This is a genomic window from Cellulomonas sp. KH9 (assembly GCF_900114185.1).
Taxonomy (GTDB): Bacteria; Actinomycetota; Actinomycetes; order Actinomycetales; family Cellulomonadaceae; genus Cellulomonas.
In genome coordinates this window covers 1-12,050 of the sequence record NZ_FOSE01000005.1, presented here as the reverse complement: position 1 = coordinate 12,050, position 12,050 = coordinate 1, and the positions used below count along the sequence as shown (strand labels likewise).

Annotated in this window: 12 protein-coding genes; 5 read left to right on the top strand and 7 right to left on the bottom strand. The window is 73.3% G+C overall.

The annotated features are described in order from the left end of the window. Positions 1-30: 30 nt before the first annotated feature. Both BMZ16_RS19855 and BMZ16_RS15665 read right to left on the bottom strand, forming a co-directional pair. Entirely contained in the window at positions 31-966 is a 936-nt protein-coding gene (locus BMZ16_RS19855) for a lytic polysaccharide monooxygenase (RefSeq protein WP_089802239.1), read from the bottom strand. Positions 967-1,117: 151 nt separating this feature from the next. Further along, positions 1,118-1,711 (bottom strand): histidine phosphatase family protein, encoded by a 594-nt coding sequence (locus tag BMZ16_RS15665; RefSeq protein WP_089802237.1) that lies wholly within the window; start codon positions 1,709-1,711, stop codon positions 1,118-1,120. Positions 1,712-2,014: 303 nt separating this feature from the next. On the opposite strand from BMZ16_RS15665, the gene BMZ16_RS15660 reads away from it, so the two are divergent. Then, entirely contained in the window at positions 2,015-3,487 is a 1,473-nt protein-coding gene (locus BMZ16_RS15660) for a glycoside hydrolase family 10 protein (protein ID WP_089802235.1), read from the top strand. A gap of 98 nt (positions 3,488-3,585) precedes the next feature. On the opposite strand, the gene BMZ16_RS15655 is transcribed toward BMZ16_RS15660, so the two are convergent. The 3 genes from BMZ16_RS15655 to BMZ16_RS15645 are packed head-to-tail and all read right to left on the bottom strand — an operon-like array spanning position 3,586 to position 7,291. Continuing rightward, positions 3,586-5,094, bottom strand: a complete 1,509-nt coding sequence (locus BMZ16_RS15655) for a glycoside hydrolase family 130 protein (protein WP_218143376.1) — start codon at positions 5,092-5,094, stop codon at positions 3,586-3,588. Next, positions 5,091-6,125: a glycosyltransferase gene (locus tag BMZ16_RS15650; RefSeq protein ID WP_177199742.1), complete on the bottom strand. Its 1,035-nt coding sequence runs from the start codon at positions 6,123-6,125 to the stop codon at positions 5,091-5,093. Before BMZ16_RS15650 ends, BMZ16_RS15655 begins: the two co-directional genes overlap by 4 nt. Beyond that, positions 6,125-7,291: a glycosyltransferase gene (locus BMZ16_RS15645; protein ID WP_089802233.1), complete on the bottom strand. Its 1,167-nt coding sequence runs from the start codon at positions 7,289-7,291 to the stop codon at positions 6,125-6,127. Before BMZ16_RS15645 ends, BMZ16_RS15650 begins: the two co-directional genes overlap by 1 nt. 191 nt (positions 7,292-7,482) lie before the next feature. On the opposite strand from BMZ16_RS15645, the gene BMZ16_RS15640 reads away from it, so the two are divergent. Then, positions 7,483-8,487 (top strand): glycosyltransferase family 4 protein, encoded by a 1,005-nt coding sequence (locus BMZ16_RS15640; RefSeq protein ID WP_089802231.1) that lies wholly within the window; start codon positions 7,483-7,485, stop codon positions 8,485-8,487. 233 nt (positions 8,488-8,720) lie between these two features. On the opposite strand, the gene BMZ16_RS15635 is transcribed toward BMZ16_RS15640, so the two are convergent. Continuing rightward, positions 8,721-9,266, bottom strand: a complete 546-nt coding sequence (locus tag BMZ16_RS15635) for an NADPH-dependent FMN reductase (RefSeq protein WP_089802230.1) — start codon at positions 9,264-9,266, stop codon at positions 8,721-8,723. A gap of 131 nt (positions 9,267-9,397) precedes the next feature. Between BMZ16_RS15635 and BMZ16_RS15630 the strand changes: the two genes are divergently transcribed. Then, the gene (locus BMZ16_RS15630; RefSeq protein ID WP_089802228.1) at positions 9,398-10,048 is read left to right on the top strand and encodes a dihydrofolate reductase family protein; all 651 of its coding nucleotides are present in this window, start codon (positions 9,398-9,400) and stop codon (positions 10,046-10,048) included. A gap of 95 nt (positions 10,049-10,143) precedes the next feature. After that, the gene (locus BMZ16_RS15625) at positions 10,144-10,485 is read left to right on the top strand and encodes a YciI family protein (RefSeq protein ID WP_089802226.1); all 342 of its coding nucleotides are present in this window, start codon (positions 10,144-10,146) and stop codon (positions 10,483-10,485) included. A gap of 9 nt (positions 10,486-10,494) precedes the next feature. On the opposite strand, the gene BMZ16_RS15620 is transcribed toward BMZ16_RS15625, so the two are convergent. Beyond that, positions 10,495-11,319, bottom strand: a complete 825-nt coding sequence (locus tag BMZ16_RS15620) for an SGNH/GDSL hydrolase family protein (RefSeq protein WP_089802224.1) — start codon at positions 11,317-11,319, stop codon at positions 10,495-10,497. A gap of 107 nt (positions 11,320-11,426) precedes the next feature. Here BMZ16_RS15620 and BMZ16_RS15615 point away from each other — a divergent pair. Continuing rightward, on the top strand, positions 11,427-12,050 hold a 624-nt coding region (locus BMZ16_RS15615), incomplete at its 3' end, for an NAD-dependent epimerase/dehydratase family protein (RefSeq protein WP_143082860.1).

Here is a 12,050-nt window from a genome sequence, read left to right as displayed (position 1 = left end):
CCCGGCCGGCCGTCGTGGTGCCGGTCCCGGTCAGCTCGCGGTGCAGGTGGCGCTCAGGCCGCTGCCGCTCCCGCCGGCGATGAAGCCGGCGGTCGTCGAGGCACCGGCCCCGAGCCTGCCGTTCCAGTCGGCGTTGGCGAGGGTGGTGCTGCCGCTGAGCGTGGAGTTCCACGCCTGCGTGATCGTGGCGCCGTTCACCGTGACCTTCCAGCCGGTGATCGCCGCGCTGCCGGCCGTCACGGTGACCTCACCCTGGAAGCCGCTGCCCCACGAGTTGGCCGCGCGCACCGTCGCGGTGCAGGCACCGTTGCCCGGCTGCGGTGCCGGGGTCGTCGTGGTGGGCTGCGGTGCGGGCGTGGTCGCGGTGGGCTGCGGCGCCGGCGTGGTGGCCGTGGGCTGCGGGGCCGGGTTGCCGCCCGGCGTGATGTACGCGTCGATGCACTGGTAGAACGCGTTCACCGTGTCCGCGATGTTCCACCGGACGAAGATCTTGTGGTTGCCCTCGGGCAGGTTGGTGATGGTGTGGGTGAACCGCTTGGGCGGCATCGCCCCGTTGTCGTTGATGGTGGTGTGCAGCCGGCCGTCCACGAAGTACTCCCACGTCGACGTGGAGTGGTTGGCGACGATGTCCCAGGTGAAGGTCTCGTTGGTGGTGAGGTTCTGGCGCGGCCAGGCCCGGGACTCGTTGTCGAGCTCGGTGAAGCGGCCGCCGCCGGAGCAGAGCATCGAGCCCTTCTTGGCCTCGACGCTCCACGGCTCGTACTGGACGGGCCCGCAGTCCTTCACGGCACCGGTGTAACAGAGGTCCTGCCGGCTGGGCGGGTCGGAGATCCACCCGTGCGCCTGCGCCGACGGCGCGGGAGCGGCGGTGAGCATCGCGAAGGCCAGGGCGACCGCGGCCAGTGCGGACAGGAGCAGCCGTATCGCGGTAGGTCGTGAGTCTCGGGGAAGAGCGGACGATCTCATGGCGGTCACCTCGACCGGTCGGGTCGGACATGGACCGACGACGTTACGAGTCCATGAGCCGCCCACCCAGGGCGAGAAACCTTTCGTCGACCCTCGTCACCGGTGCCGGGACGCGTCCGTGGCGTGCGGCGGCACGGGTCGGACGTGCTGGTCAGCCTGCGCGCAGCGTCGTCAGCTCCCCGGTCCCGACGTCCACCCGGTAGACGACGTCCTGCGGGTGGTTCCCGGCCAGGGCGGTCGCGACGTCGACCCGGCGCAGGTGGTGCAGCAGCAGTCGGCCGATCATCTCGTGCGAGACGAGGAGGGGGTGCTGCGCACCGGACGCCGCGACGCGCGCCACGGCCTGTGCCGCGCGCGGGACGGCGTCCTCGTAGCTCTCGCCGCCGGGGAACCGCCAGCGGTACTTGTCCTGGCGGCGCCGGGCGAGCTCACCCGGGAAGGCGCGCTCCATCTCCTCGGGTGTCATCCCGGCCATCGACCCGTGGTGCACCTCGGCGAGCTCGTCCAGCGTCGTGACGGGCAGCCCGAGCCGGTCGCCGCACACCTGCGCGGTGGCCGCCGCCCGGCCGAGGGGGCTGCAGAAGACGGCGTCGACCGGCTGCTGCGTGAGCAGGGCGGCGACGGCCCGCGCCTGCGCCCGGCCGAGCGCCGTCAACGGTGCATCGAGCTGGCCCTGCCAGCGGCCGAGTGCGTTCCCCTCGGTCTGGCCGTGCCGGGCGAGGTACACCGACTGCAGGGAGGGCATGGGGGGAGTCTAGGAACTGGCGCTGGTCGGGGGCCGCCGTGCGATCTCCGGGGTGAAACGCTTCGACGGGCTCGGAGCCCTTGTTGCCGACGGCGAGTCCGGGGCAGGGTGACGGACATCCACGAGTGAGCAGGACGCTCGCTCACGGCCGGTTGTGAACGATCACACCTGGCGGCCGACGTCGTCCGCCGCGCATCGAGTGCGCACGTCCCCAGCCCCACCGCACCACCCCAGCCCCACCGCACCACCCGACCGGGCGGGGCGCGTCGTCGCGCCGCCACCCACTCCAGAGAGAGCGACAACATGACCACGACCTCACCCCGGTTCGGCCGGGTGCGCCGGGCGGTGTCCCTGCTCACGACCGCGGGGCTGGTGGCCACGGCTGCCGTGGCCCTGGCCGGCCCCGCCCAGGCCGGGACGACGCTGGGCCAGTCGGCCGCGGAGCGCGGCCGCTACTACGGCACGGCGATCGCGGCCGGCCGCATGAACGACTCCACCTACATGGGGATCGTCGACCGTGAGTTCGACATGATCACGGCCGAGAACGAGATGAAGATGGACGCCACGGAGCCCAACCGCAACCAGTTCACCTTCACCAACGGCGACCGGATCGTCAACTACGCGCTCAGCAAGGGCAAGCGGGTGCGCGGGCACACCCTCGGCTGGCACGCGCAGCAGCCCGGCTGGATGCAGAGCATGTCGGGTCAGCCGCTGCGCGACGCCTTCCTCAACCACGTCACGCAGGTCGCGTCGCACTACAAGGGCAAGATCTACGCCTGGGACGTGGTCAACGAGGCGTTCGCCGACGACGGGCGCGGCTCGCGGCGCGACTCGAACCTGCAGCGCACCGGCAACGACTGGATCGAGGCCGCGTTCCGCGCGGCCCGTGCCGCGGATCCCGGGGCCAAGCTCTGCTACAACGACTACAACACCGACGGCATCAACGCGAAGTCCACCGGCATCTACACCATGGTCCGGGACTTCAAGTCCCGCGGCGTGCCGATCGACTGCGTCGGCTTCCAGTCGCACCTGGGCACGAGCATGCCCAGCGACTACCAGGCGAACCTGCAGCGGTTCGCCGACCTGGGCGTCGACGTGCAGATCACCGAGCTCGACATCCAGCAGGGCTCCAACCAGGCCAACGCCTACCGGCAGGTCACCGAGGCGTGCTTGGCGGTCTCGCGGTGCACCGGCATCACGGTCTGGGGCGTGCGGGACACCGACTCCTGGCGCGGCGGCGCCAACCCGCTGCTGTTCGACGGCTCCGGCAACAAGAAGGCCGCCTACACCTCGGTCCTCAACGCCCTCAATGCCGGCAACAACAACGGCGGCGGCAGCGGCTCCGTCGACACCAACGCGTGGTACGTGCTGGTCAACCGCAACTCCAGCAAGGCGCTCGACGTCTACAACCTGTCGACCGCGGACGGGGCCGACATCGTGCAGTGGTCGCGCAACAACGGCAACCAGCAGCAGTGGCAGTTCGTCAGCTCGGGCAACGGGTCGTACCGCGTGAAGTCCCGGCTCTCGTCGAAGGTGCTGGACGTCTACGCCAAGTCCACGGCCGACGGCGGCGAGGTCGTCCAGTGGTCCGACAACAACGGCGGCAACCAGCAGTGGAACGTGTCGATCACCAACGGCTACGCGTCGCTCGTCAACCGGAACTCGGGCAAGGCGCTGGAGGTCCAGGGCGCGTCCGTCGCCGACGGCGGCAACGTCGTCCAGTACTCCAACTGGAACGGCGCGAACCAGCAGTGGCAGCTGGTCAAGGTCGGGTGACGCCGGCAGGCGGCGCCTGCGTCTGAGACGACCGCCCCCGCACGGGTCCGTGCGGGGGCGGTCGTGCGCCGGCAACCGGACGCCCACGCGCCCGCCGGCTACACCGCCGGCGCGACCGCCCGGAGCTCGTCGAGCAGGGCGTCGAGGTCGACGACCGCGACACGCGCGGTGCTGTCACTGCTGCCGTAGGGCAGGACGAGGCTGCGGCCGTGCCGCATGGCCCCGCACGAGTAGACGACGTTCGGCACGTAGCCGGACCGCTCCTCGCCCACCGCCCGCAGCAGCGGGTGCGCGAGGCGCCCGACCACCCGGGTCGGGTCGTCGAGGTCCAGCAGCAGGGCGCCGATGCTGTAGGTGCGCATGGCGCCGACGCCGTGGGTGAGCACGAGCCAGCCGTGCTCGGTCTCGATCGGGGGGCCGCAGTTGCCGAGCTGGACCAGCTCCCAGCCGTGCTCGGGGCGCTGGACCACGACGGGGTCGTCCCATCGCAGCAGGTCGTCGGAGGTGGTGACCGCGTTGTTCTCGCGGTCCGCGCGCGACAGTGCGACGTAGCGTCCGCCGATCTGCCGGGGGAACAGCGCCAGGCCCTTGTTCCGGGCACCCGGACCGCTCAGCGGTCGGCTCGAGAACTCGGCGAAGTCGTGCGTCTGCAGGAGCTGGGCGGTGATGTCGCGCCCGTCGTACGCGGTGTACGTCCCGAGGTAGGTGACCTCCCCGTCGGCCGCCTCGAACCTCACCATGCGCACGTCCTCGATGCCGTTGCTCTCGGTGGGGCCCTGCGGCGTGAGGACACGGGAGGACATCGAGGACCCCGGAGGGAACGACGCGCGGTAGCTGCGTCCGGCGACCCGGTCGAGCTGCTCGGCCGTGCGGACGGCCGACCCCCGGGTGAGCCGCTGCGCACGCAGGTCGTCGAGGACCCGGTCGAGGTCGGCCCGGTCGAACTCCGGCCCCAGGGCGGCGAGGACGAAGTCAGCGTCCGCACGGTCGGCGGCGAGGTCCTCGAGCTGGTGCTCGAACACGGCGCGCGTGAACCGGGGCTCCGTGACGACCGGCAGCCGGGTGTGCGCGCTGACCGCGTCGAGGCTGACGGCCCCTGCCGCGTCGACGGTGCCGGTACGCAGCTCCATGCTCGAGACGTGGCCCTCGCCCGTCGCGCGCACGGTCATGACGAACCGGGTCGACCCTGCGGGCAGCCCGCTCTGGTCCGGGTGCGGCACCATCGAGGGGTTGGACAGTGCGGCCCCCTCGACGGCGTACTCCTGCGTGAAGTACGCCCCGACGAGCCGGCGCCGGTCGGTCCCGAGGGGTCCGGCGCCGGCGAGCCGGTGCCGGACCAGGGCGAAGTGCTCGTCCCAGATCGCCTCGAGATCGTGGTGGCGGTCCGCGAACCTCGTCCTCAGGTCGCGCAGCGCACGGGCGACCTCCTCCTCGTCGAGTGCGAGCACCCGGCTGAGCACACCGGCGGACCGGGACTTCCCGGACCCCGCCATCTCCTGCCCGGGCAGGAAGACGCGGGCCACGACCCGGGTCGGGTCGGGGCGCAGCAGGTGCTCCGTGCGTCGCACCCACGGCGGGTCGTACCCGTCCGCGGCGTCGACGCTCACGGTGCGGGCGTCGGACGCGGCGGGCCGCCGAGCTGCGCGCACGCGAGCCACGCGAGGGTGGACTCGGCGCCCTGGTTCTGGTTGACCCCGTCCGGCTCCAGCCCGTCGAAGCCTGCGCCGGTCGCCACGTCCCGGACGGGGACGCCCGCGTCGTTGTCGCCCTCGAACCACGAGACGCACCGCTCGATCACCACGGCCCAGCGGTCGTCGCCCGTGGCTCGCAGGGCTGTCGCAGCGGCCTCGGCGACGGCGGTGACCTCGATCGGCTGCTGGTCGAACCCCCGGCGGCCGTCGTCCGGGCCGCGCCCCCCGGCGGGCACCACCGACAGGTGGCCGTCGGCGGTCTGCACGGTGACGAGCCAGTCCAGCAGGCGGAGCCCGTCCGCGAGCAGCCCGTCGTCCCCGAGCGCGTCGCCCACGGCGATCAGCGCCTCGGCCAGGACGGCGTTCGCGTAGGACAGGCGCGCCTCCGGCCAGGGCCACCGCGGGTCGGACGTGGGCCGGGGGAGGGCGTCGCGAGCGTCCTGCAGCAGTCGGTGCGCCCCCGCGTGACGCGGGTCGACGCGCAGCAGCTCGACCGCGCCGAGCGCCGCGTAGGCGGTGGCGCGCACGTGCGGTGAGCGTGCGGCCAGCGCCTCGCCCGCACCGCGGTGCGCGTCGGCCGCGAGCCCGGGGTCGCGCACACGTGCCGCCGCCGTCCCGAGCGCCCAGACGGCCCGGCCCCAGTGGTCGTCCGTGGACGGCTCGTCGAGCCACGACCCGTCCGGGGTGCGGCGGTTGTGCACGAGCCCGCCCGGGCGCTGCGCGGACCGGACGAACCGCAGGTACGTCGCGGTGAGGGTGGCGACCTCCGGGTCGCCGTGCGGTGCCCGTGCCATGACGACGAGCGCCCGGGCGACGTCGTCGACGCACATGCCGTGCTCCACGCGTGGCTCCGGGCCGAGGGCGTGCTCGAACAGGCCGGTCGGGGTGCTCAGCCGCACCAGGTGGTCGAGCCGCACCGTGCGGTCCACGGTGGTCCTGGTCGGCATCAGACGGCGGTCTGCAGCGCGACGTCCTGGAGCGCGACGTCCTGCAGCGCGACGTCCTGGACGCTCGCGGCCAGCGCCACGTACTGCTCGGCCACGGCCGGCCACAGCAGCGAGTCGGCCAGGCGCCGGGCCTCGGCTGCCATGGCCTCGGCCACCCCGTCCACCGTGAGGACCTGCCCGAGCGCGGCCGCGATCGCGCCGGGGTCACGCTGCGGGACCAGCAGGCCGGCGCCGCTGGAGAGCAGCTCGACGGCGTGCGGGAACCCGGTGGACACGACGGGCTTGCCCGCCGCGACGGCTTCCGTGAGGACCCCGGAGGTCACCTGCTCCCTCGAGTCGTAGGGGAGCAGCACGACGTCGGCGTCGCGCACCACCGCGCGCAGGTCCGCACCGGGCAGGTACCTGCTGTCGAACCGCACGGACCCGGCGAGGTCGAGGTCACGGACCATCGCGACGAGCCGGTCGCGGTACGCCTCGCCCTGCTGCTCCAGGACCCGGGGGTGCGTCTGCCCGACGACGAGGTACGTCGGCAGCGGCGCGTGCCGGCGCAGCTCGGCGAGCCCGAGCAGCGCCCACTCGATCCCCTTGCCCTCGGACAGCAGGCCCCAGGTCAGCACCGTCGGCGGGCCGTCGGCCGGGCGTCGTGACGTGGGGGTGCCGGGGGAGCGGTTGTCCTCGGCGCCGTGGGCGATCACGGACACCCGCGCCGGGTCCACGTCCCACCCGGCGATCAGCCGGTCGCGGGCGGTGGTCGTCATCGTCACGAGCGCCGCGGACCGGTCGACCAGGGCGGACAGCACGCGGTGCTGGTTCGGTGTCGGCGTGGTCAGCACCGTGTGCAGCACGGTCAGCACCGGGACGTGGAGGTGCGCGAGCAGGTCGAGCACGTCCTGGCCGTCGGTGCCGCCGTAGATCCCGTACTCGTGCTGCACCACCGCCACGTCGTAGGCGTCGAGCGCCCGGGCGGCCGACCGGGCGCCCGACGGCTGCCCGGCCACCCACTGCCACACCACCTGCGGCACGGAGGGCTCCGGCTCGTCCACGAGCCGGACCACGCCGACGTCGGTCCCGGCGGCGAGCAGGTGGCTCACCAGCGCCGCGCTGAACGTGGCGATGCCGCACGGGGTGGACGGGTAGGTCGACAGGACTCCGAGACGGAGGGGCATCGGGACTCTTTCCGGTGCGTTCGCAGCGAGCGTGCTGCCGTGCACGGTGCGAGGGGGAAGGCCGCGTCCCTGAGGGCGCCGTCGGTCCGGCGCCGGCTCACCGGAGCAGATCCGGGGAGAGGGCGAGCGTAGCAGCGTGCCCGAGAGGCGTACGCTGCCCGTGACCCCGGGAGGCCGACGTCAGAGTCGCCGTGCTCGCCTCGATCGCCCACCGCGTCCCCCCGCGCGGCTACGGGCCGTGGGAGCAGGTGGCGTCGACCCTGACCGAGGGTCTGGTCGCCCGGGGCCACGACGTCACGCTGTTCGCGTCCGCCGACTCCGCCACCGCCGGCCGGCTGCACGCCGAGGCTCCGGCGGGCTACGAGGAGGACCCCTCCGTCGACGCGAAGGTCGCCGAGTCCCTGCACGTGGCCGCGGTCTTCGAGCGGGCCGACGACTTCGACGTCATCAGCAACCAGTTCGACTTCCTCCCGCTGGTGTTCAGCAGGCTCACCGCCACGCCCGTGGTCACCACGATCCACGGGTTCTCCTCCGAGCGGATCGTGCCGGTCTACCGCGCGTACGACGACGTCGCGCGCTACGTCGCGATCAGCGACGCCGACCGGCACCCCGACCTGACCTACGCCGCGACGATCCACCACGGGATCGACGTCGACGCGTTCACACCCGGCGCGGGCGACGGCGGGTACCTGCTGTTCCTCGGCCGGATCCACCCCGACAAGGGCACCGCCGCCGCCGTCGAGGTCGCCCGTCGCGCCGGGATGCCGCTCGTCATCGCGGGTGTCGTCCACGACGCCGACTACCACCGCCGCGAGGTGCTCCCGCACGTCGACGGCGACCGCGTGCGGTACGTCGGGCCCGTCGGCCCGGGTGAGCGGGACAGGCTGCTCGGCGGGGCGCGCGCGCTGCTGCACCTCATCGACTTCGACGAGCCGTTCGGCCTGTCCGTGGTCGAGTCGATGACGGTCGGTACGCCGGTGATCGCCTTCGCGCGCGGGTCGATGCCCGAGATCGTCCGACCCGGCCTGTCGGGCTTCCTCGTCGCCGACCTGCCCGCGGCCGTCGCGGCCGTCGCCGACGCCGCCCTGCTCGACCGGGCCGCCTGCCGGCGCGACGCCGTGGCGCGGTTCTCGGCCGACCGGATGGTCGACGACTACGAGCGCCTGTTCCGCGCCGTCGCCGAGGAAGGGCGCTGAGGCGAGCCTCGCCGTCAGCAGCGGACAGCTCCTGCATCCCGGCACCTCGATCCCGCTGGCGGAGCCGTGGGCGGGCGGTGCAACGTTCTTTGCGTCGTGGTGCCGAACCTGCAACACAAACAGTGCGAGCGTTGCAGGTTGCTCGCGTGGATGCCACGAAGCGTGTCCGGCTGCGGGCCGGATCCGGCTGCGGGCCGGGTCCGGCGGTCAGGTCGGATCCGGCGGGGGTCGGATCAGGCCGGGACCCTCTCGCGGGCGGCGGCGAGGACCTGGTCGTAGAGGCCGCGCACGTCGTCGGCAGGGGCGGCCTCCAGGACCTCGCCCTCGGGCGTGAGGTCCTGGCCGAAGCGCAGGCCCGGGCCGGCCAGGGTCACGGCCTGCACCCGCTCGAGCACCTCACCGAGCTGACGCACGGAGCCGGCCGCGGCGCCCCACCCGTAGCCGATGACGCCGATGGGCAGGCCCTTCCACTCGGCGTGCAGCGTGTCGATCGCGTTCTTCAGCACGGCGGGGTAGCCGGCGTTGTACTCCGGCACGGTGAGGATCAGGGCGTCGTAGCTGCGGACCCGCTCGGACCAGGCCGTCGTGCTGGGCATCGAGTAGCTGCCGGTGGCCGGCTGCTCGGGCTCCGCGAGGAAGGGCAGGTCGATCTCGGCGAGGTCGACGATCTCGACGTCGGCGCCCGCGGGGGCGAGGGTGCTGACCCACCGGGCGACCTTCGGGCCGATCCGGGTGGGGCGCGACGAGCTGATGACGATGCCGATCCTCTGAGTGTCCATGTCCCGTCAATGAATGAAACGACAACTATCTTCCGGATACGGCAGTGACGGGCGTCACGTCGTGCCGCTACCGTCCAGGGGAGCCCTCGTCCATACGGGTAGCGACGGTCGCCGCCACGTCAGGAGCTGACATGTCCCTCGTCCGCGTGCACAACTTCTCGGTCTCGCTCGACGGCTTCGGCACGGGTGAGGGCCAGTCGCTCGAGGCGCCCTTCGGGCACGCCGGCCAGCGGCTGATGGAGTGGGCCTTCGAGACGCCCACGTTCCGCGCGATGGGCCTGCACGGGGTGACGGACGGCTCCTTCGGTGTCGACGAGGCGTTCGCCGGCTCGTGGGGGACCGGGGTCGGCGCGGAGATCATGGGCCGCAACAAGTTCGGCCCGCAGCGCGGCCCGTGGCTCGACGAGGAGTGGACGGGGTGGTGGGGCCCCGACCCCGTCTTCCACACCCCGGTCGTCGTGCTGACGCACCATCCGCGGCCGACGCTCGAGATGGCGGGTGGCACCACGTTCCACTTCGTCGACGCCGACCCTGTCGACGCGCTCGCGCTCGCCCGCGACCTGGCCGGCGGCCTCGACGTGCGGATCGGCGGCGGTGTCAGCACCGTCCGCCAGTTCCTCGCGGCGGACCTGATCGACCGGATGCACCTCGTCCTCGTGCCGATCCTGCTGGGCAGGGGCGAGCGGCTGTGGGACGGGCTGGAGGGTCTCGACGAGCGCTTCAGCATCGAGGCGATACCGTCGCCGTCCGGCGTCGTGCACCTGACCTTCGCGCGTCGGTAGGGCGGGGGCCACGACTCGTCCCCGCCGTCCTGTCGAATCCGGCGGGTCCCGCCCGTCAGGGTGGTGACGGGAACAGGCGGCACAGGAGGCGCGACATGACGCAGTACGCCATCTACTTCCACCAGCAGTGGGTCGGCGACCACCCGGCGGAGTGGTTCCGGTCCCGCGTGGAGCCCAGCACGGCGGTCGTGCGTGACATGGAGGCCGCCGGGGTCCTGGTCTTCGCCGGTGGGCTCGAGGAGGACCTGGCCGACGCGTTCAGCGCCGACGCGACGAGCGGGACGTTGTCGATCACCGACGGGCCCTACACCGAGACCACCGAGCAGCTGGGCGGGATCACGGTCATCGACGTGCCCGACCTGGCGACGGCCAAGATGTGGGCGGGCCGGGTCGCGGAGGGGTGCGGGTGGCCCCAGGAGGTCCGGGTCATCCGGTAGGTCGGCGCGTCACCGGTGGTGCCGGCCGCAGCCCGGCGTGTCGGGGCCCAGCGCCGAGCCGACGGCGGCCGTGTAGGCCTCGTAGCCCTCGAGCGTCGGGTGGAACGCCCCGGGGTCCGTCGGCCCCAGGATCCACGGGTCCGGGGAGTTCGCCCCGTGCCCCTCGAAGCGCTGGCGCACGTCGACGAACCGGAACCCCGCGCGGGCGGCTGCGGCGGCGATCACCGTGTCGAGGGTGTCCGCACCGGCGTTGAGGCTGCCGAGCTCCTCCGGCGAGGCGGCGAGGTAGGCGCCGTGCTCGGGGGAGAACAGCCGCGGGTAGCCGGTGACGACGACGCGGGCGTGCGGGGCTGCTGCGGCGACCTGGGCGTACACGGTGTCGAGCAGGGCAGGCAGCTCACCGGTGATCCGGGCGTCGACGACGGCGACCGCACCCGCGCACTGGGCGTCGCTGCCGCCGAGGCACGCCACGACCGCGGTGGACCAGCCGACGTCGTTGCCGCCGATCGTCAACGTCACCAGGTCCGTCCCGGCGTCGAGCGCGGCGAGCTGACCCCCGGTGACCAGGGACGCCGTGGTGGCGCCCGCGCACGCGACGAAGTCGTCCAGCCGCACGCGCTGACGTCCGTCGAGCTGCACGGCGTAGGCGCTCTGCGAGCGGCCGCAGTCGGCGTAGGGCGGGACGCCGTACCCGGAGGCGTACGAGTCGCCGAGGGCGTCGTAGACCACCGGCGGCCGGTGGGCGGAGGCCGCACCGGCGCCGGGCAGGACGAGCGCGAGCGCGGCGACGAGGGCCACGACGGCGGACCGCGCCGTCCGCAACGAGCGCTTCATCTCTGCACGGTAGCCGCGTCGCCCAGGGTGTGCCGGGTGGGCGGCGCGCCAGCGGTCCTGCGCGGCGTACCCGGTGATCGGCGGGCCTGTTCCGTATCCTGCGAGCCATGGCACTGCGCGCGCTGTTCATCGGTGGGACCGGCATCATCAGCACGGAGGCGGCCCGGCGGGCCGTCGCGGAGGGCGTCGAGCTCACCCTGCTCAACCGCGGGCAGTCGACGAAGCGTGCGGTGCCCGACGGCGCCCGTGTGATCCACGCCGACGTCCGCGACCCGCAGTCCGTGCGCGCCGCGCTGGGGGACCTGGAGTTCGACGCCGTCGTGGAGTTCACGGCGTTCACCCCCGAGCACGTGCAGGCGGACCTCGACCTGTTCACGGGGCGCACCGGGCAGTACGTGTTCATCAGCTCCGCGTCGGCCTACCAGACGCCCCCGACCCACCTGCCGGTCGTCGAGTCGACGCCGCTGCGCAACCCGTTCTGGGAGTACTCCCGCAACAAGATCGCGTGCGAGGACCTGCTCGTGCGCGCGTACCGCGACACGGGCCTGCCGATGACGATCGTGCGCCCGTCGCACACCTACGACGCGACGCTCGTGCCGATGGACGGCGGCTGGACGGTGGTCGACCGGATGCGCCGCGGGCTGGAGGTCGTCGTGCCCGGGGACGGGACGTCGCGGTGGACGATCACGCACAGCGCCGACGTCGCGGTCGGGCTGGTCGGGCTGCTGGGG